The sequence below is a fragment of the Mycobacterium sp. IDUB_24 genome, from assembly GCF_055419385.1.
Genome location: NZ_JBVAXO010000001.1, coordinates 1,362,949 through 1,380,603, shown reverse-complemented (window position 1 = coordinate 1,380,603; position 17,655 = coordinate 1,362,949). Strand labels below are relative to the sequence as shown.

The window sequence follows — 17,655 nt, the reverse complement described above, 5'->3', positions numbered from 1 at the left end:
GCTCGTTGATGCGTGTGATGCGCATAGGATGACATCATGCGCACCACCATCGCCATCGCGGACGAACTGCTGGCTGCTGCCAAGCATCGCGCTCGGCAACGGGGGCAGTCGCTGGGTTCACTCGTCGAAGACGCGCTGCGCCGTGAGCTGGCAGCCGAGCAGAGCTCGGCGCCTCGGCCCGCCATTCCGGTGTTCACCGGGGGCAACGGGCCGCGCCCCGGCGTTGATCTGCGGTCCAACCGGGAGTTGCACGCAACCCTCGACGACGGCGTCGAACTCAACGCGCTGCGGTAGGCACGCGTGCATCTACTCGACGTGAACGTCGTACTCGCAGTCCACCGCAGCGACCACCCCGATCACGAATCCGTCATCACCTGGTTCGATCGGATGCTCGACGCCGAGGAACCCTTCTCAGTCCCAGCAGTGGTGTGGGGCTCGTTTCTACGAATCGCTACCAATCGGCGAATCTTCGAGATCCCCACGCCCCGCAACGCAGCGTTCTCGTTCATCACGGCGGTGGAAGCCCAGCCCAATCACTTGAGAGTCGGGCCCGGAGCCCGCCATCTCACGCTGCTGCAGGACCTGTGCGATGAGGCCGATGCCGTAGGCGACCTGATACCGGACGCGGTTCTGGCGGCCATCGCTGCCGAACACCACTGCGACGTGGTCACGCTGGATCGGGACTTCGCCCGGTTCAACTCGGTGCCGCACATCCGGCCCCTCTAAACCAGCGGTCGACCGGTCCGAATCCGCCAGTCGAGGTCTTTGAGCAGCACGTTGAACGGGAACTGCCGCAGGACCGACGGCAGCAGGTCGTTGATCGTGCGCAGCACAGAGATCAGCCGGTCGAACCGCTTCTGGCTCTCGGTGTCCCACGGCAACCGCATCTCCTCCCGGAACCGCTGCGGCAGGAATCCCGTGGTGATCAGCAGGGCGACCGCATCGAGTCGGCTCTGCACGAAGCGGGGCAGTTTCGGATTCTTCGGCCGACCCGCGGCGATCGGATACAAGTAGCCCCGCACGGTGTCGTCGATGCGCAGCTGTTCCAGGGATTCCTCCCAATACCGGTCGAACGCGGCCCGGTCAGCCGGCCACATGTCCTCGGGCACCTGCAGAGTGGTGCCCATCGTGACGCTGTCGCGGTAGTGCCGGTCGGCGGTCTCGTCGTCCAACTCACCGATGAACATCCGGAACACGTCGACCCCGCCCTTGTAGAGGCAGGCCGCCACCCAGAGCTGAAGGTTCTTGTCGAACGCGTTGTACTTCACCGGGCTGTCCTCGGTGGAGTACACCTGCGCGTGCGCCTTGTTGACCGCCCGCCGGTAGGCCGCCTTCTGCGCGTCGCTGCCCCGGGTGGCCACGGCCAGGTAGGTGAAGGTGGTCCTGGCCCGCTTGACCGGGTGCAGGTCGGTGCGACCGCTCTCGACGCGGCTCTCGACGACGCCGTAGCCGACGCCGGGGTTGGCCAGCTGCATGATCACGTTGGCGGGGCCCGCCAGCAGCGCCACACCCATCAGCCCGTCGTCGAAACCGGCGCCCCGCCGACGCTTGGGCACGGCCCCGGGACGCGCCGACTCGTTCATCGGCCGCTCGACGTGCGGGATCGGTTCGCGGACCGTCATGGCCACTCCTCCTGGAAACTGAGAACCTGTGTTTCCTGATACTGGCCTGCCAGACTGACAGGTGTCAAGATGTGTGGGTGAAGCAGGTCCGCCCGTACCGCGGCGTCGAAGCGGCCGACCGCCTGGCGCAGCGTCGCAGCCAGCTACTCGAGGCCGGGCTGGATCTGCTGGGCGCCGAGGACGCCGAGGTCACCGTGCGCGCGGTGTGTCGCACCGCGGGGCTGGCCGCACGGTATTTCTACGAGAGCTTCACCGACAAGAACGACTTCATCGCCGCGGTCTACGACTGGGTGATCGCCGATATCGCGACCTCGACGCAGGCCGCCGTCGCGGCTGTGCCGCTCGCCGACCAGACCACCGCCGGTATGACCAACATCGTGCATCTGATCGCCAAAGATCCGCGGATCGGCCGGCTGCTGTTCAGCGTCAAACTGTCCAACGACGTACTGGCGCGTAAGCGTGCCGAATCCACTGCACTCTTCGCCGCGCTGCTCGGTCAGCACGCCGGCGATGCGCTGCAGCTCCGCACGAACGACTACCTCAGAGCCACATCACATTTCGCCGTCGGCGGGGTAACCCAGACGATCAGCGCGTGGCTGTCCGGCGAGATCACCCACTCCCCCGACCAGCTCATCGACCAGTTGCGATCGATGCTCGACGCGCTGGCCGGTATGCAACAACCCGGGAGCTGACGTGCCGGGCCCGGCGAATCGGCGCGTCGCCGAAGGTTCCCAGCCAGGGTCCCCCGTGCTGCCGTAACCGACCCAGGCGGCGTGCATCTCGGCGGCCAAACCAGCCGGAGGATCGTCGGGGCCGAGCAGGGCGCCGGGGCCACGCAACGACTCCAGTCCGATCCGGTCGAACACGAATGGCAGCTCCACCGCATGCGCTGCCCCCAACGCGCCATCCACCGCCTTTGACCGCCACGAGAATTCGTAACGGTGCGTCGCGGCGCCACCCTGCTCCGCGTGGGCTCGCGCCGTACCGTAACTGCCCGTCCGGAACAACGCGTCACCGAGCATTGCCGAACGCAGCTCACCCCACCCCGCGTGGGGGAAGCGCAAGCGATACCGCCGGACGAGCGCGGCCGGGTCGCTGCCCACCTGCGAGGCGAGCTGCTCGACGTCCGCACGGGTCGATGCGTCGAACTTGCCCTGCGGAACCAGATACAGGTTGCCCTCCTCGGTGTTGGTCCCGATCAACAGCCCCACGTCGGGATTGAGACGCAGCACCGGCTGTTCTTCCAGCACCAGGCTGAACGGGCTCAGACCCAGCAGCGGGTCGAAGTGCCCTCCGGTGCGCAGATCCAGACCGGCCAGCCTGGGGAGCACCTCGACGAACTGCTCGTCAGACACCCGGTCGAAACCGGCGACGGTGGGCTCGACACCCAGAGCCTCGGCCGCCGCCGCGGCGACCCGGGCGGCCTGGTCCGGGCTGAACGCACCGAATCCATTGCCGCTCTGCATGATTGCCCGACGGATCAACCGGTGCACGCCGGGTGTGGCCAGCACTCCCGCAGTGAGCGTCGCGCCGGCAGACTGGCCGAACAGGGTGACGTTGCCGGGATCTCCGCCGAAGGCCCTGATGTTGGCCTGCACCCAGTCCAGCGCGGCCAGCACGTCGAGCAGGCCACGGTTGGCGACCGCTCCGGGCAGGTCCAGGAATCCGGTGACCCCCAGTCGATAGGTCACCGTCACCAGCACGACGCCGTCGCGGGCGAAGGCGCCGCCGTCATAGAGCGGCGAGCGGGTGGAGCCGGCCACGAAGCCACCGCCGTGGACGAACACCATGACGGGACAATCCCGCGCGTCCGGCGGCGCCCACACATTGACGGTGAGGTAGTCGGGATCCCGCACCCAGCCGGGCCCGAAGAAGGGCGACATATCCAAGCGCCCGAAGCTGTTTCGAAGTGGCTGCGGCGCGGTCGGCCCGGGCCTCGTGGCATCGCGGACATCGCGCCACGACTCGTGCACCTCCGGGGCCGCGAAGCGACCGACGACGGCGGGTGGCGCGGCGTAGGGGATGCCGAGAAACGTTTGCGCTTCCGAGGTCTGGAACCCCCGCACGGCGCCGGCGGTCGTCTCGACGATCGGTCGAGCCATGCTCAGGCCCCTCTCACCCGGTCGAACGCTGCCCATTCCTTGATCGCGAACCGGTCGCCGTCCCGCATCACCTCGGCCGCGCCGTGGCCACCGAAGTGAGCCGGGATCACCAGTGTGTTGGTGTCGGCCGCCTCGCCCAGCACCCGCAGCCGGGTCTCCCGCGCCTGCCTCGGGTCCTCGCAGTAACAGCTGTTGGTGTCGGGTTCGGCGATCTGCAGCGCGGTGTGCATCATGTCGCCGACGAACACCGCGCGGTCACCGCCAGACTCCAGCCGGACCACCGCGGAGCCCGGCGTATGCCCGGGCGCCGGTTCGAGCGCGAGGTTTGAATCGATGCGAAAGCTGTTCTCCCACAATCGTGTTTTCCCCGATGCGTGTACGGGAGCAACGCTGTCGAGGAAGACGTTGTCCCGCCCTGAGACGGGCTCACCGCGGTTCGCCGGATTCCAGAAATCGAAGTCCGCGCGCGGCATCAGATAGGTGGCATTCGGGAACGTCGGGACCCAGTTGCCGTCCTCGAGGTACGTGTTCCAGCCGACGTGGTCGACGTGGAGGTGGGTGTTGATCACCACGTCGACGTCCTCGGGGGCGACGCCGGCCCTGGCCAGATTGCCGAGGAAATCGGTGTCGAGCTGATGCCACACCGGGGCATGGGGCCGCTCCTTGTGGTTGCCCACCCCGGTGTCGACCAGGATGGTCCGGCCCTCACTACGCAGCAACCAGGTCTGGATCGCCGAGATACATACATCGAGGTCGGCGTCGTAGAAGTCAGGTGCCAGCCAATCTTCGTTCCGCCGCCACGTCTCGGCAGGGCTCTCCGGGAAGAACTCCTGTGGCGACAGCCGCACCGAGCCGTAGTACTCCATGACCCGGGTCACCGTGACGTCGCCCAACACGATTTCGTTCATGTCTCCAGCCTGGCAACACAGCGACCGGCCAACCAGGCCCAACGGTGCCTACCCCTGACAGGGTCAGGCACGGCGCGTCGGACCGGAGGCATAGTGGGGTGGTGGCCACCGGACAACTCGGCGAATTCCTGCGGGCGCGGCGTGGGCGCCTGCATCCAGAGGACGTGGGGCTGTCCCGGTACGGCGAACGACGACGCGTGGCGGGCCTGCGGCGGGAAGAGGTCGCCCAGCTGGCCGGAGTCAGCGTTTCCTACTACACGCGGCTGGAACAGGGGCAGTCGGTGAATGCCTCGGAAGCGATCCTCGACGCGCTGGCGCGGGCCCTGCAATTGGACAGCCACGAGCATGCACACCTGCGGGAGTTGGCATCCCAGCGGACACAGCCGCCGCGCCGCCCTCCGGTTGAGCGCGTCAGCACGTTGACCCGTGAGCTGTTGCGCTCGATGGATCACCTGCCCGTACTGGTGATCGGCCGCCGCACCGATGTACTCGCCTGGAATGAGCTGGGCCATGCCCTGCTGGCCGGCCATCTGGATTTCACGTCGGTGGACAACCCCGCGAACCGGCCCAACCTGGCCCGCCTGCTGTTCCTCGATTCGCATACACGCGACCTGTATGGGGATTGGCACCGCAAGGCCCGGGCCGTGGTCGGCAGCCTCCGTCTGGCCGCCGGCCGGCATCCCGACGACGCGCTGCTGTCCGCCCTGATCGGCGAATTGTCGGTCAAGAGCCAGGAATTCGTGACGCTGTGGGCCGATCACCGGGTGAAACCGTGCGAGGCCGACTCCTACGACCTGCGCCATCCGCTCGTCGGCCCGCTCACCGTCACCATGCAGAACCTCAACCTCGCGCGGGACGTCGAGCAATCACTGTGCGTGGTGACGACGGCGGAGGGCTCGGGTTCAGCGGACACGCTGCAACTCCTGGCGCAATCGACGCCGGGCAAAAATATCCGAGCCCCGAGCACGGCCGGGCGCGCATGATGGCGATATGACCAACTCTGGACAGACCTCAGGTCGGGCCGTAGCCGATACCGGAGTCCTGGTGGCGGCCATCCGCGCCGAGGAAACCCGCCGCCCCGACCGGCTTTTCGACGATCCGTTCGCTCAGAAACTCTCCGGTGAATCCGGCCGGCGGTTGCTCGCCGAGGCGGTCGCAGCCACCGGTGACAAGTCGATGGTGCAGATCGTGGTGCGCACCCGGTTCTGGGACGAGGCGCTGTCGACTGCCGTACCGCCGGTGAAACAGGTGGTGATCCTCGCCGCGGGACTCGATGCCCGGGCCTACCGGCTGCCCTGGCCCGACGACACCACGGTCTTCGAGCTCGACCAGCCTGCTGTGATCGCCGCCAAGGCGGATGTGCTGGCCGGCGACGAACCACGCTGCCGACGGGTTGCCATCGGCGTCGACCTCACGCAGGACTGGACCGATACCTTGCGGTCCAACGGTTTTGACCCGACGATACCGGCTGTGTGGTTGATCGAGGGACTGTTGCAGTACCTCGACGAGGACGCCGTCCACATGGTGTTCGAGCGGGTCGACGCATTGTCGGCGCCCGGTTCGGTGCTGCTCTACGACATCGTCGGCAAGACGCTGCTGGACAACGTGATGCTGGCGGCAGTCCGCGAACAGATGGAGCGCAGCGGCGCGCCGTGGCTGTTCGGCACCGACTCCCCCGAGCAACTGTGCGAACCGCTGGGCTGGTGGGCGGTGGTCACCGATGTGGCCGAGCCGGGCAACAAGTGGAACCGGTGGTTCGCGCCGGCGGTGCCGCTCGACGTTCCGGGCGTGCCGCGCGGCTACTTCGTCACCGCCACCAAGCGGTAACGGACCGGACTACCGACCGGCAGTCACCGGCGGACGTCGGTCGGCCGCCGTCTTGGGCGCCGTCTGTGCGTCGTTGTCGGTGAATTCCTTGGTCCAACACGCGAATTCCAGGGCGACCCCGTCCGGGTCGAGGAAGTAGAACGACCGGACGTAGACGCCTGGGTGCACTGTGGCCGAGGCCTGCATCGGGCTGTCGTCGTGGTTGAGCACCGGCCCGACACGCACGCCCTTGGCCTTGAGCCTCTGCCGGTACTCATCGAACTTCTCGGCGGGCACATGCAACGCGATGTGGTTCAGCGAACCGGTGGCGCTGACGAACTCGCCGATGCCGGGGATGGCGGCTGGCGCCGAGATGCCGGGCACCCCGTCGGGAGCGTCACGGAACCAGAAGAACGCGATGCAGTCCCCGTTACCCGCATCGAAGAAGAAGTGTTGCCCCATGTCGCCGGGCAGATCCAGCGATTTGATCAGCGGCATGCCGAGCACGTTGGTGTAGAAGTCGACCGTGCGCGCCATGTCCGCGCACACCAGTGCCACGTGGTTGATTCCGCCGAACTCGAACTCCGAGTTGGGATTGCTGGGCTTGATCACGTCGATAAACCTCCCGGGGCGATTACACCAAGGACTGGCGCAGCTGCGAATCTGAATCTAACATCAGATTCAGATGTGATCAATGGCCGTTCAAGATTTCCCGGCCCGCCGGGAGTGAGGAAATCCGTGACCGTCAGCCCCCGTACCCCGCTGCCGACCGCCCGCGGCCGCCAAACCCAGGCGGCGATCGACAACGCAGCTCGCGCGGTGATCGCCCGCAAGGGCATCCTGGCCACGACGATCTCCGACATCGCCTCCGAAGCAGGCCGATCGGCCGCGTCGTTCTACAACTATTACGCCTCTAAAGAAGCCATGGTCCGCGAATGGGCCCTGCGCTTCCGCAACGAGGCCCGCGAACGCGCACTTCCGGCGACCGGACCCAACCTGACCAACCGGGAACGCTGCCGGCAGGCGGCCTCCGCGCACTGGATGACCTACCGGCACCGCCTGGCGGAGATCATCAGCGTGTCCCAGATGGCCATGATCGACGACGACTTCGCCGAATACTGGGACGAGATCTGCCAGCTACCGATCGCCATGATCACCGAGATGATCAAACATGCTCAGCAGCAGGAATTCTGCCCCGACGACGACGCCCACCTCACCGCCGTCGCGTTGGTGTCGATGCTCAACCAGTTCTGCTACGTCCAACTGTCCGGCGGCCGCGACGCCGTCGCCGACGACGACGCCTGCGTCACCACCCTTGCCAACGTGTTCTACCGGACCATCTACCACGAGGAGAGCCCGCGTTCATGAGTACAGCGTCGCCGGAGGTGGTCCGCGAGTTCATCGGGCTGGAATCCCCCACGGCCCAGCGCGCCGGCGCGGGTGGATACCCGTGCCAGGGCCTCTACTACCGCGGCGCGGGACGCAAACCCACGGTCGCGGTGATCGCCACGCACTACCAGATCGACTTCTCCGAGCACTACATCGCCGACTATCTGGCCACCCGGAGTATCGGCTTCCTCGGCTGGAACACCCGTTTCCGCGGTTTCGAGAGCAGCTTCCTGCTCGACCATGCCCTGGTCGACATCGGCGTCGGAGTGCGCTGGTTGCGCGAGGTCCAGGGAATCGAAACCGTTGTGCTGCTCGGCAACTCCGGGGGCGGATCACTGATGGCGGCCTACCAGTCCCAAGCCGTCGAGCCGAACGTGCAGCCACTGGAAGGCATGCGGCCGGCGACGGGGGCGACCGAGCTGTTGCCCGCCGACGGGTACGTGGCGAGCGCGGCCCACCCGGGTCGGCCGGACGTGCTGACCGCCTGGATGGACGCCTCCGTCGTCGACGAGAACGACGCTGTTGCCGCCGACCCGGAACTCGACCTGTTCGACGAGCGCAACGCGGCACCTCTATCGGCCGAATTCGTGGCCCGGTACCGCGCGGCGCAGGTCGCGCGCAACGAGAAGATCACCGACTGGGCCGAGAGCGAACTCAAAAGGGTTCAGGCGGCCGGATATTCGGATCGCCCGTTCACCGTCATGCGCACCTGGGCCGACCCGAGGATGGTCGACCCGACCGTCGAGCCGACCAACAGGCAGGCCAACCTCTGTTATGCCGGTGTACCGATCAAGGCCAACCGGTCGGCCCGGGGAATCGCCGCGGCCACCACCGTGCGGAACTGGATCGGCATGTGGAGCCTGCGCCACGCCCAGACCCGGGCCGAGCCGCACCTGGCCCGGATCACCTGCCCGGCACTGGTGATCAACGCCGGGCAGGACACCGGCGTGTACCCGTCCGACGCCCAACGCATCCACGACGCGCTGGCGAGCACGGACAAGGCGCAGTGCTCGATCGACACCGACCACTACTTCACCAGTTCCGGCGCCCGCGACCAGCAGGCCGATACCATCGCCGAATGGATCGCGAAACGGTGGCGGTGAACCCCGGCCCGATCCGGGTCCTCGCCCACTTCACCCCGGGCGACAATGTGCTGGATTTTATTGCGCCCCATAAGGACTGGCTCGACGTAAGGTTCTGCGCCGAGGATGACGACGCTGCGTTCTACCGCGAGCTTCCCGACGCCGAGGTGCTCTGGCACGTGTTGCGGCCGGTCACCGGTGACGATCTGCAGCGCGGCCTGCGGCTGCGGCTGGTGCACAAGATGGGCGCCGGGGTGAACACCATCGACGTCGACACCGCCAGTCAGCTGGGCATCCTGGTGGCAAACATGCCCGGCGCCAATGCCCCTTCCGTGGCCGAGGGCACCGTGCTGCTGATGCTGGCTGCGCTGCGCCGATTGCCCGAACTCGACCGCGCCACCCGGGACGGCAAAGGTTGGCCGTCGGATCACAGCCTGGGCGAGACCGTCCGCGACATCAGCGGGTGCACGGTGGGCCTGCTCGGCTACGGCAACGTCGCCAAGCGGGTCGAGAAAATCGTCGTCGCCATGGGCGCCGAGCCGTCACAGGTACTGCACACCAGCACCCGCGACACCGGTCATCCGCGGTGGCGCAGTCTGCCGGACCTGTTGGCCGCCAGCGATATCGTCTCGCTTCATCTCCCGCTGACCGATGCCACCCGGGGCCTGCTCGACCAGAAAGCCCTGTCATCGATGAAGCCCGGTGCGGTCGTCGTCAACACCGCGCGCGGACCGATCATCGACGAGCCGGCCATGGTGGAAGCGCTGCGGTCCGGGCAGCTGGCCGCGGCCGGGTTGGATGTGTTTGCCGAGGAGCCGGTACCGCCGGGCAACCCTCTGCTGGAACTACCCAATGTGGTGCTGACGCCGCACGTCACCTGGTACACGGCCGACACCATGCGGCGGTATCTGACTATGGCGGTGGACAACTGCCGGCGCATTCGCGATGGCGAACCGCTGGCCCACGTAGTTAACGGAGTGCGATAGGCCGCCGGAGTGGCGCCCGTCACGCCGGGGTACCCTCGGCCCAACCAACCGGTTATCCGACCTGGGATTGAGGTGCGTTATGCCCATTGCGATCACGTCTGAGCACAGCGACCTGGCCGACTCGGTCCGGTCCCTCGTAGCGCGGGTGGTGCCCTCGGAGGTGCTGCACGAAGCACTCGAGACTCCGATCCCGAACCCCCCGCCGTACTGGAAAGCCGCGGCCGAGCAGGGGCTGCAGGGCGTCCATCTCTCGGAATCCGTTGGCGGGCAAGGCTTCGGCATCCTGGAGCTGGCCGTTACGCTGGCCGAGTTCGGCTACGGCGCGGTCCCCGGGCCGTTCGTCCCGTCGGCGATCGCCGGCGCACTGATCTCGGCCGCCAACCCCGAGGCCGAGATCCTCGGGGGCCTGGCCTCGGGCGAGACCATTGCCGCCTACGCCATCGACTCCGGCCTGACCGCGACCCGCCACGGTGACGGACTGGTCATCCGTGGTGAGGCTCGAGCGGTGCCCGCGGCGGCGCAGGCATCGATCCTGGTGCTCCCGGTCGCGATCGAGTCCGGTGTCCAATGGGTGGTGCTGGACGCCGCCCAGCTCGAGATCGAGCCGGTGCGCAGCGTCGATCCATTGCGCCCGCTGGCCCATGTGCGGGCCAACGCGGTCGAGGTCGAAGCCGACCGGGTGCTGGCCGACCTGAGCCGCGCCCACGCCAGGGCACTGATCACCACACTGCTGTCGGCCGAGGCGATCGGTGTCGCGCGCTGGGCCACCGACACGGCCACCGCGTACGCGAAGATCCGCGAACAGTTCGGCAGGCCGATCGGCCAGTTCCAGGCGATCAAGCACAAGTGCGCCGGGATGATCGCCGACACCGAGCGCGCCACCGCCGCAGTCTGGGACGCCGCCCGGGCGTTGGACGATGCCCAGGAAGACCCCTCGGCGACAACCCATTTCGAGTTCGCTGCGGCTGTGGCCGCCACGCTGGCACCTGCCGCCGCGCAACACACCGCCCAGGACTGCATCCAGGTGCACGGCGGTATCGGATTCACCTGGGAACACGACACCAACGTGTACTACCGTCGCGCGCTCGTCCTGGCGGCCTGCTTCGGCCGGGCCTCGGACTACCCGCAGCTGGTGGTCGATACCGCGACCGCGACCGGCATGCGCCCGGTCGACATCGACCTCGACCCCGACACCGAGAAACTGCGCGACGAGATCCGCGCGGAAGTTGCTGGATTGAAAGCGATTCCGAGCGGCGCCGAACGCAACACCGCGATCGCCGAGGGCGGCTGGGTACAGCCACACCTGCCCAAGCCGTGGGGCCGCGCGTCCGAGCCGATCGAGCAGATCATCATCGCCCAGGAATTCGGTAGCGGCCGCGTGCGGCGCCCGCAGATGGGTATCGCCTCCTGGATCATCCCGTCGATCGTGGCGTTCGGCACCGATGAGCAGCAGCAGCGGTTCCTGCCACCGACGTTCCGTGGCGAGATGATCTGGTGCCAGCTGTTTTCCGAACCAGGCGCGGGTTCGGACCTGGCCAGCCTGACCACCAAGGCCACCAAGGTCGACGGCGGCTGGCGTATCACCGGGCAGAAGATCTGGACGACGGGCGCGCAGTACTCGGCGTGGGGCGCGCTCTTGGCGCGCACCGACTCCAACGTGCCCAAACACCAGGGCATCACGTACTTCCTGCTGGATATGAAGGCTCCGGGCGTCGAGGTGAAGCCGCTGCGCGAGCTGACCGGCAACGCGATGTTCAACACCGTGTTCATCGACGACGTGTTCGTGCCCGACGACATGGTGCTCGGCGAGGTCAACCGCGGCTGGGAAGTCAGCCGCAACACCCTGACCAACGAGCGGGTGTCGATCGGCAGCAGCGAGCCGCCGTTTTTGGCCAACCTCGAGCAGTTCGTGGCGTTCCTGGGTGCTGGCCAATTCGACCAGATCGACCAGAATCGTGCGGGCCAACTGATCGCGGAGGGGCACGCGGCCAGGGTGCTCAACCTACGTTCCACCCTGCTGACGCTGGCCGGCGGCGATGCCATGCCCGCCGCCGCGATCTCCAAACTGCTGTCGATGAAGACCGGCCAGGGCTACGCGGAGTTCGCAGTCGCCTCCTTCGGCACCGATGGCGCCGTCGCCGATCCCGAGCAGGAATTCGGCCGCTGGGCGGAGTATCTGCTGGCCAGCCGCGCCACCACGATCTACGGCGGGACCACCGAAGTTCAGCTCAACATCATCGCCGAACGCCTGCTCGGCCTGCCCCGCGATCCGTAACTTTCCGTGCGGGGAAACTTTCCTTGCGCGAGCAGACGCAAAACTGCCCTGAAACCGGTGTTCTGGTGCAGCTTTGTGTCTGCTCGGCAGGTAATGCGAGTGCTACCGTCGAAATAGGCGACCACCAGAAACGGTTGACACTCGATGATGAGCACGTCACGACTTCGCATTCTGCGCCCGATCCTGTTGGGTGCAGCGGCGCTGTCTGTCGTCCTCGCGCCGACCGCCGTGTCGTGGCAGATGTCCCCGGGGCCTGCCGAGATCCAGGCCGAACCATGTGTGAACGGCGTCATTCCGTGGAACCCGTATGTGGTGAACTGCAACCTGCAGCCAAGACCGCCGCGAGTCCGAGGGTCCGCTCCCGATGCCGGCGCCATCATCGCGTGCCGCGGCAGGCCGGGCTGCCTGGGCTGGTACGTCAACGGTCCGCCGTGACGATCTGAGCACGCACCATGGGCAGCGACGAGGACGACGTAGAAAAGCGTTGGCACGATCCGGAGATGTTCCGATCGGCCGTGGGTTACGTGCTGGCCGTGGTCGCTGTCGCCGCAGTCGCCATGATCTTCTACGCCTTTGACCATTCCGTGCTCTCGGCAACGCTGGTTCCGACGATCATGTTCGTCGGAGGGGTCGGGGCATTCATCCGGACCTACCAGGTGTGGCGAGCCGAGGGCACCTGGCCCATCTGGCAGGGCGCAGGCTGGTTCCTGCTGGCATTGTCGTTGATGTGCCTGGCGGTGCCGGGCTCGGCACTACTCTCCTGACGCACCCTCGCTGAGTGCGGCTTCCACAACGCGACTCCGGTCGAGCGCCGTTTTCGCCAGGCGTAAGGACAACCGTGGCGACAGCCGCTCCAGGTACCAGAACGCCTTCCACCACGCAGGCACGATGATGATCGCGTCATTGCGCAACACGGCCCGCACCACCCGTTCGGCGAACACGTGAGGATCCATGGGCCGCAACGGTTCCCATACCTTCTTGATGAACTCTTCATCTCTGACGCCAGGGGCCTTGAGCCGCCCGAACTTGCCGCCGGTGAGGATCGGCGTGCGGATCACACCCGGGCAGAGCGCCGAAACCCGCACGTTGTGGCGGTCGGCTTCGACTCGCAGAGTCCGCGAGATGGCAACGACTGCATGTTTGGTGGCGGAGTAGCTCGCCTGCCCAGCGCCGGTCATCAGGCCCGCCATCGACGCCGTGTTCACGATATGCCCGCTGTGCTGCCTGATCATGATCGGATAGACCGCCTGGATGCCGTGCACCACACCCCGCAGGTTCACATCGAAGACGTCGTTCCAGTCATCGAGCGTGTACGAGTCGACTTCGCCCCCGACCCCGATGCCCGCATTGTTGAACAGATAGTCGATGCGGCCCGACTGCTCGACAATCCTGGCGGCCGCGCGTTCGAACGACGTGTAGTCGCGCACGTCGAGCTCGATCGCGTGCGCTGTTCCACCCCCCGCATTGAGGCGGCCGGCGAGCTCCTGCGCAGCGTCGGTCTGCCGGTCGGCGATCCAGACCTCAGCGCCTTCGCCGGCCAGCCTGGCCGCCAGCGCCGCACCGATACCTGACGCACCACCGGTGATGACAGCGATCTTTCCCGACGCACTCGGCCCCATGACCGCAGAATACGTTCGATCTCGGGGCCCCGCCGGGGCTTGCCCGACTGGGGATTACGGCAAAATCGAGTCGACGTAACCGCCGTCGACCCGCAACGCCCCGCCGGTGGTGGCCGAGGCGAGCGGAGAGGCCAAGTAAGCCACCATGTTTGCGATCTCTTCGGGCTCGATCAGGCGCTGGATCAATGACTGCGGCCGGTGCTTGATCATGAATTCGCGCTGCGCCTCGTCCCACGGCAAGGACTTGTCGACGAGTTGGTAGACGAAGTCCTCCACGCCGGCCGTGTGCGTCGGCCCGGCGATCACCGAGTTCACGGTCACGCCGGTACCCGCGGCTTCCTTGGCGAAACCGCGCGATACCGCGAGCAGTGCCGTCTTCGAGACGCCGTAGTGGATCATCTCCGCCGGCGTGACAATGGCGGAGTCACTGGCGATCTGGATCGCCCGGCCCCAGCCTCGCTCGGTCATCCCGGGCAGGTAGCTGCGGATAAGCCGCACCGAGGCAAGGACATTCACGTCGAAGTAGGTGCGCCACTGCTCGTCGGTGATCTCCAACGGCGGCACCGCCCCGAAGATACCCAGGTTGTTCACCAGGATGTCGACCTCGGGCAGCTGACGCAGCAGGTCGGCTGTGCCCTCCTCGGTGGAGACGTCGGCGGCAACACCTATTACGTCGAACTCGCCCAACTTCGAGACAGCTTCATCGACGCGGGCCGACGTGCGGCCGTTGACGGCGACCCGGGCACCGCTGCGGGCCAGTTGATCGGCGATGGCCAGCCCGATGCCTTGTGTCGAGCCCGTGACGAGCGCGGTCTTTCCGCTGAGGTCGATGTTCACAAGGTTGTACTACCACCGTTCGGAGCGAACTATTCCAGGTTGCGGAGCTCGCGCTTGAGAATCTTGCCGGTTGGGTTGCGCGGCAACTCGTCGAGGAACACCACCTCACGCGGCACCTTGTACCGCGCCAGATGCTCCTTGACGTAGGTCTTGATCGTGTCCTCGTCGATGCTGGCGCCCTCGGCCTTCACCACGTAGGCCTTGAGCCGGGCACCCCACTCCTTGTCCTCTACACCGAGCGCGGTGGCCTCGATGACGTCGGGGTGCCCGCTGATCAGATCCTCGACCTCGGCCGGGAAGACGTTCTCCCCGCCGGAGACGATCATCTCGTCGTCTCGCCCGCTGACGTAGAGCAGGCCGTGCTCGTCGAAATATCCGACATCGCCCGACGACAGCATGCCGTCGATGATCTCCTTACCCCCACCACCGGTATATCCCTTGAACGGGAAGGTGTTTCGCACGAAGATGCGACCCACCTGGCCGGCCGGGAGCTCCTTGCCGTTGTCGTCGATGATCTTGACGGTGATGCCCTTGACCACCGGCCCGACCGTCGACGGATTGATCGACAAATCCTTGGGACGCGCGATGCTCGCGAAGGCGATCTCGGTCGATCCGTAGAGGTTGTAGATGACCGGCCCGAGTTCTTTGAGTGCGCGGGACGCCAGTTCAGCGCCGAGCTGGGATCCGGAGACGAACACGATCCGCAATGACGACAGATTGGGTTTGGGCTTCATCTGCTCGAGATGGTCGAGCATCCGCGACAGCATCACCGGCACCACCACCATCCCGGTGACCCCGTGCTTCTCGACGTCTTCGAACACGGTGGCCGGCTTGAACCGGCGACGGAGCACCAGGGTCGAGCCCAGCATCATCGCGACGGTGGCGTGCAGAAACCCGAGCGCGTGGAACATGGGCGCGGGCAGTGCGGTCACCTCACCGCCTTTGAACGGGACGTGCGACAGCACTCCCCCGATCGGCGCGAGCGACGGTGGGGCGGCACGGTTGGCACCCTTGGGAGTTCCGGTGGTGCCGCTGGTCAGGATGATGATCGCGGGATGTTTGGTGGCCTTGGGTGCGGGCTTGCCGTTGCTGCGCGCGATGACGTCGGCCAGGGTCTCGTCGGTGCTAGCCTGCGGTTCATCGCCTCGGGCGGAGCCCGACAATCCAGTGCTGTCCGGGTTGACGCCCAGGGCTCGGAGCTTGCCCAGTTCGGGTTCGGCGTGGGCGACCGCGGCGGTGTACTCGTCGTCGTAGATGATCACCTTCGCGCCTTCGCGCTCGGAAACCTCCTTGATCTGCGGTCCCGAGAACTCGGAGTTGAGCATGATGATCCGGGCTCCGACCCGCGCCGCACCGTATTGGGAGATCAGGAACCACCGGTGGTTGCGGGCCAGGATGGCCACTCCGTCGCCGCCCCGCACGCCCATCGTGAGCAATTCGTTGGCCACTGCGTGCGCCGCAGCGTCGAGCTCACCGAACGTCAACTCACCTTCATCGTCGATGACGGCGACACGGTTGGGATGCCGGCGCGCATTGAGTGCCGGGATCATCCCGATCTCACCCCAGGTCCGGATGTCATTCAGCATGGCCGCGATATGTTGTGGTGACTCCAGCCGCAGCGCGCCCGCCTCGAACATCTTGCGCGCGTAATGCAATTCGGCTGCGCCTCGCTCCGCGTACTGCTTGGCCTTCGCGGTCAGGTTCGCCGGCAGATCAGACAGACTTGGCATGTCGCCACAATAAGTGACATCTATCGCACTGCGGGCGGTAACTACCATGTGGTCATGGCCGGTGCAATGTCGCTGGAGATCGATGGCCTCGAAGTGGCCGTCAGCAACCCCGACAAGGTGGTTTTCCCTGACGCTCACGTCACCAAGCTGGAACTGATCAACTACTACCGGTCAGTGGCCGACGGTGCGCTGCGCGGGGTTTACGAACGCCCGATGATCCTCAAGCGGTTCGTCAAAGGCATCGCCACCGAAGCCATCTTCCAGAAGCGGGCGCCGGAGAAGCGGCCGGATTATGTCGACGTCGCCGAGCTCAAGTACCGGTCGGGCACGTCGGCCAAGGAAGCGGTCCTGCGCGATGTCGCGGGCCTGGCGTGGGCCGTGAACCTGGGATGCGTCGATTTCAACCCGCATCCGGTGCGGGCCGAGGATCTCGACCATCCCGATGAGCTCCGCGTCGACCTGGATCCGATGCCCGGGGTCGGCTGGTCTCAGATCGTCGATGTCGCCCACGTCGCCCGCGAGGTCCTGGAAGAGCACGGCCTGACCGCGTGGCCCAAGACGTCGGGCTCGCGTGGCTTCCACATCTATGCGCGTATCCAGCCGAAGTGGCCGTTCACCAAGGTGCGGCTGGCGGCCGAGACGGTGGCTCGGGCGGTAGAGCTCAGGGCACCGGACATTGCGACCGCGCGCTGGTGGAAAGAAGAACGGGGGACCCGGGTCTTCGTCGACTTCAACCAGAACGCCAAGGACCGCACGGTGGCCTCGGCCTATTCCGTGCGGGCCACCGCCGATGCCCGGGTCTCGACCCCGCTGCGCTGGGACGAGGTCGACGGTTGCCGGCCCGAGGCATTCACGATCGCCACGGTGCCCGATCGGTTCGCCGAGATCGGCGACCCGTGGGAGGGCATGGATCTCGCGGTCGGCGAATTGGACGCGCTGCTCGGGCTCGCCAAAGAACTCGGCCCGGCCGAGAAGGCGCCCAAGGGCGCTTCCCACGACGGGCGCAGACAGTCGAGCATGCCGCTGATCGAGATCGCCCGCACCAAGACCAAGGACGAGGCCATGGCGGCGCTGGATGTGTGGCGTGAGCGGTACCCCGCGGTGGCTGCGCGACTGGAGCCCGTTGACATCCTGCTCGACGGCATGCGCGGCCCGAGCTCGATCTGGTACCGGGTGCGGATCAACCTGGTGCACGTGCCGGAGGCCGACCGCCCGCCGCAGGAAGAGCTGATCGCCGATTACAGCCCGTGGGAGCACTATCGCGGCGCACAGTGGCAGCGCGGCGGAAACACTTAGGAG

The 17,655-nt window shown here is 66.7% G+C and carries 18 protein-coding genes and 1 pseudogene; 12 read left to right on the top strand and 7 right to left on the bottom strand.

The features are described 5' to 3' along the window. Positions 1-36: 36 nt before the first annotated feature. Positions 37-294, top strand: coding sequence for an antitoxin (locus ACZYZF_RS06710; protein WP_463742960.1), 258 nt, complete (start codon positions 37-39; stop codon positions 292-294). 6 nt (positions 295-300) lie between these two features. Further along, positions 301-726, top strand: coding sequence for a TA system VapC family ribonuclease toxin (locus ACZYZF_RS06705; protein WP_463742961.1), 426 nt, complete (start codon positions 301-303; stop codon positions 724-726). Here ACZYZF_RS06705 and ACZYZF_RS06700 read toward each other — a convergent pair. Further along, a complete protein-coding gene (locus tag ACZYZF_RS06700) occupies positions 723-1,622 on the bottom strand; it encodes an oxygenase MpaB family protein (RefSeq protein ID WP_463742962.1) in 900 nt (299 codons plus the stop codon). The genes ACZYZF_RS06705 and ACZYZF_RS06700 overlap by 4 nt on opposite strands. A 77-nt stretch (positions 1,623-1,699) precedes the next feature. Here ACZYZF_RS06700 and ACZYZF_RS06695 point away from each other — a divergent pair, with 77 nt between their 5' ends. Beyond that, positions 1,700-2,314 (top strand): TetR/AcrR family transcriptional regulator, encoded by a 615-nt coding sequence (locus ACZYZF_RS06695; RefSeq protein ID WP_463742963.1) that lies wholly within the window; start codon positions 1,700-1,702, stop codon positions 2,312-2,314. A 15-nt stretch (positions 2,315-2,329) separates the two neighbouring features. Here ACZYZF_RS06695 and ACZYZF_RS06690 read toward each other — a convergent pair. Continuing rightward, positions 2,330-3,724, bottom strand: a pseudogene (locus ACZYZF_RS06690) (carboxylesterase/lipase family protein); the annotation flags it as partial. 2 nt (positions 3,725-3,726) lie between these two features. Further along, positions 3,727-4,632 carry an MBL fold metallo-hydrolase gene (locus ACZYZF_RS06685; protein ID WP_463742964.1) on the bottom strand — a complete coding sequence of 302 codons (906 nt, stop codon included), beginning with the start codon at positions 4,630-4,632 and terminating at the stop codon, positions 3,727-3,729. 101 nt (positions 4,633-4,733) lie between these two features. On the opposite strand from ACZYZF_RS06685, the gene ACZYZF_RS06680 reads away from it, so the two are divergent. Together ACZYZF_RS06680 and ACZYZF_RS06675 are read left to right on the top strand one after the other, a co-directional pair. Continuing rightward, positions 4,734-5,615: a helix-turn-helix transcriptional regulator gene (locus tag ACZYZF_RS06680; RefSeq protein ID WP_463834967.1), complete on the top strand. Its 882-nt coding sequence runs from the start codon at positions 4,734-4,736 to the stop codon at positions 5,613-5,615. 7 nt (positions 5,616-5,622) lie between these two features. Beyond that, positions 5,623-6,459 carry an SAM-dependent methyltransferase gene (locus ACZYZF_RS06675; RefSeq protein WP_463834965.1) on the top strand — a complete coding sequence of 279 codons (837 nt, stop codon included), beginning with the start codon at positions 5,623-5,625 and terminating at the stop codon, positions 6,457-6,459. 9 nt (positions 6,460-6,468) lie between these two features. Here the strand turns inward: ACZYZF_RS06675 and ACZYZF_RS06670 are convergent, their stop codons facing one another. After that, entirely contained in the window at positions 6,469-7,050 is a 582-nt protein-coding gene (locus tag ACZYZF_RS06670; protein WP_463834964.1) for a VOC family protein, read from the bottom strand. A 126-nt stretch (positions 7,051-7,176) separates the two neighbouring features. Here ACZYZF_RS06670 and ACZYZF_RS06665 point away from each other — a divergent pair, with 126 nt between their 5' ends. The 6 genes from ACZYZF_RS06665 to ACZYZF_RS06640 all read left to right on the top strand — a co-directional run bounded on the left by ACZYZF_RS06665 (position 7,177) and on the right by ACZYZF_RS06640 (position 12,934). Next, a complete protein-coding gene (locus tag ACZYZF_RS06665) occupies positions 7,177-7,806 on the top strand; it encodes a TetR/AcrR family transcriptional regulator (protein WP_463834963.1) in 630 nt (209 codons plus the stop codon). Further along, on the top strand, positions 7,803-8,930 hold the full coding sequence (locus ACZYZF_RS06660) for an alpha/beta hydrolase (RefSeq protein ID WP_463834961.1): 1,128 nt from the start codon (positions 7,803-7,805) through the stop codon (positions 8,928-8,930). The genes ACZYZF_RS06665 and ACZYZF_RS06660 overlap by 4 nt, the downstream gene beginning before the upstream one ends. Beyond that, positions 8,906-9,895, top strand: a complete 990-nt coding sequence (locus ACZYZF_RS06655; RefSeq protein ID WP_463834960.1) for a 2-hydroxyacid dehydrogenase — start codon at positions 8,906-8,908, stop codon at positions 9,893-9,895. Before ACZYZF_RS06660 ends, ACZYZF_RS06655 begins: the two co-directional genes overlap by 25 nt. Before the next feature lie 79 nt (positions 9,896-9,974). After that, positions 9,975-12,170 carry an acyl-CoA dehydrogenase gene (locus ACZYZF_RS06650; protein ID WP_463834959.1) on the top strand — a complete coding sequence of 732 codons (2,196 nt, stop codon included), beginning with the start codon at positions 9,975-9,977 and terminating at the stop codon, positions 12,168-12,170. Positions 12,171-12,317: 147 nt separating this feature from the next. Further along, positions 12,318-12,605 carry a hypothetical protein gene (locus ACZYZF_RS06645; RefSeq protein ID WP_463834957.1) on the top strand — a complete coding sequence of 96 codons (288 nt, stop codon included), beginning with the start codon at positions 12,318-12,320 and terminating at the stop codon, positions 12,603-12,605. 17 nt (positions 12,606-12,622) lie between these two features. Beyond that, on the top strand, positions 12,623-12,934 hold the full coding sequence (locus ACZYZF_RS06640; RefSeq protein WP_463742977.1) for a hypothetical protein: 312 nt from the start codon (positions 12,623-12,625) through the stop codon (positions 12,932-12,934). Here ACZYZF_RS06640 and ACZYZF_RS06635 read toward each other — a convergent pair. The 3 genes from ACZYZF_RS06635 to fadD2 are packed head-to-tail and all read right to left on the bottom strand — an operon-like array spanning position 12,923 to position 16,356. Beyond that, positions 12,923-13,789: an SDR family NAD(P)-dependent oxidoreductase gene (locus tag ACZYZF_RS06635; RefSeq protein WP_463834955.1), complete on the bottom strand. Its 867-nt coding sequence runs from the start codon at positions 13,787-13,789 to the stop codon at positions 12,923-12,925. The genes ACZYZF_RS06640 and ACZYZF_RS06635 overlap by 12 nt on opposite strands. A gap of 54 nt (positions 13,790-13,843) precedes the next feature. Next, entirely contained in the window at positions 13,844-14,626 is a 783-nt protein-coding gene (locus ACZYZF_RS06630) for an SDR family NAD(P)-dependent oxidoreductase (protein WP_463834954.1), read from the bottom strand. Between the two features lie 29 nt (positions 14,627-14,655). Then, a complete protein-coding gene (gene fadD2 / locus ACZYZF_RS06625; RefSeq protein WP_463834952.1) occupies positions 14,656-16,356 on the bottom strand; it encodes a long-chain-fatty-acid--CoA ligase FadD2 in 1,701 nt (566 codons plus the stop codon). Between the two features lie 54 nt (positions 16,357-16,410). On the opposite strand from fadD2, the gene ligD reads away from it, so the two are divergent. Beyond that, on the top strand, positions 16,411-17,652 hold the full coding sequence (gene ligD, locus ACZYZF_RS06620; protein ID WP_463834950.1) for a non-homologous end-joining DNA ligase: 1,242 nt from the start codon (positions 16,411-16,413) through the stop codon (positions 17,650-17,652). Positions 17,653-17,655 lie beyond the last annotated feature (3 nt).

Excerpts from the sequence above, each read along its gene's own strand:
- ACZYZF_RS06650 (WP_463834959.1), top strand. The coding sequence starts at position 9,975 with ATGCCCATTGCGATCACGTCTGAGCACAGCGACCTGGCCGACTCGGTC.
- ACZYZF_RS06685 (WP_463742964.1), bottom strand. The coding sequence starts at position 4,632 with ATGAACGAAATCGTGTTGGGCGACGTCACGGTGACCCGGGTCATGGAG.
- ligD (WP_463834950.1), top strand. The coding sequence starts at position 16,411 with ATGGCCGGTGCAATGTCGCTGGAGATCGATGGCCTCGAAGTGGCCGTC.
- fadD2 (WP_463834952.1), bottom strand. The coding sequence starts at position 16,356 with ATGCCAAGTCTGTCTGATCTGCCGGCGAACCTGACCGCGAAGGCCAAG.
- ACZYZF_RS06710 (WP_463742960.1), top strand. The coding sequence starts at position 37 with ATGCGCACCACCATCGCCATCGCGGACGAACTGCTGGCTGCTGCCAAG.
- ACZYZF_RS06645 (WP_463834957.1), top strand. The coding sequence starts at position 12,318 with ATGAGCACGTCACGACTTCGCATTCTGCGCCCGATCCTGTTGGGTGCA.
- ACZYZF_RS06640 (WP_463742977.1), top strand. The coding sequence starts at position 12,623 with ATGGGCAGCGACGAGGACGACGTAGAAAAGCGTTGGCACGATCCGGAG.
- ACZYZF_RS06635 (WP_463834955.1), bottom strand. The coding sequence starts at position 13,789 with ATGGGGCCGAGTGCGTCGGGAAAGATCGCTGTCATCACCGGTGGTGCG.
- ACZYZF_RS06660 (WP_463834961.1), top strand. The coding sequence starts at position 7,803 with ATGAGTACAGCGTCGCCGGAGGTGGTCCGCGAGTTCATCGGGCTGGAA.
- ACZYZF_RS06655 (WP_463834960.1), top strand. The coding sequence starts at position 8,906 with ATGGATCGCGAAACGGTGGCGGTGAACCCCGGCCCGATCCGGGTCCTC.
- ACZYZF_RS06675 (WP_463834965.1), top strand. The coding sequence starts at position 5,623 with ATGACCAACTCTGGACAGACCTCAGGTCGGGCCGTAGCCGATACCGGA.
- ACZYZF_RS06700 (WP_463742962.1), bottom strand. The coding sequence starts at position 1,622 with ATGACGGTCCGCGAACCGATCCCGCACGTCGAGCGGCCGATGAACGAG.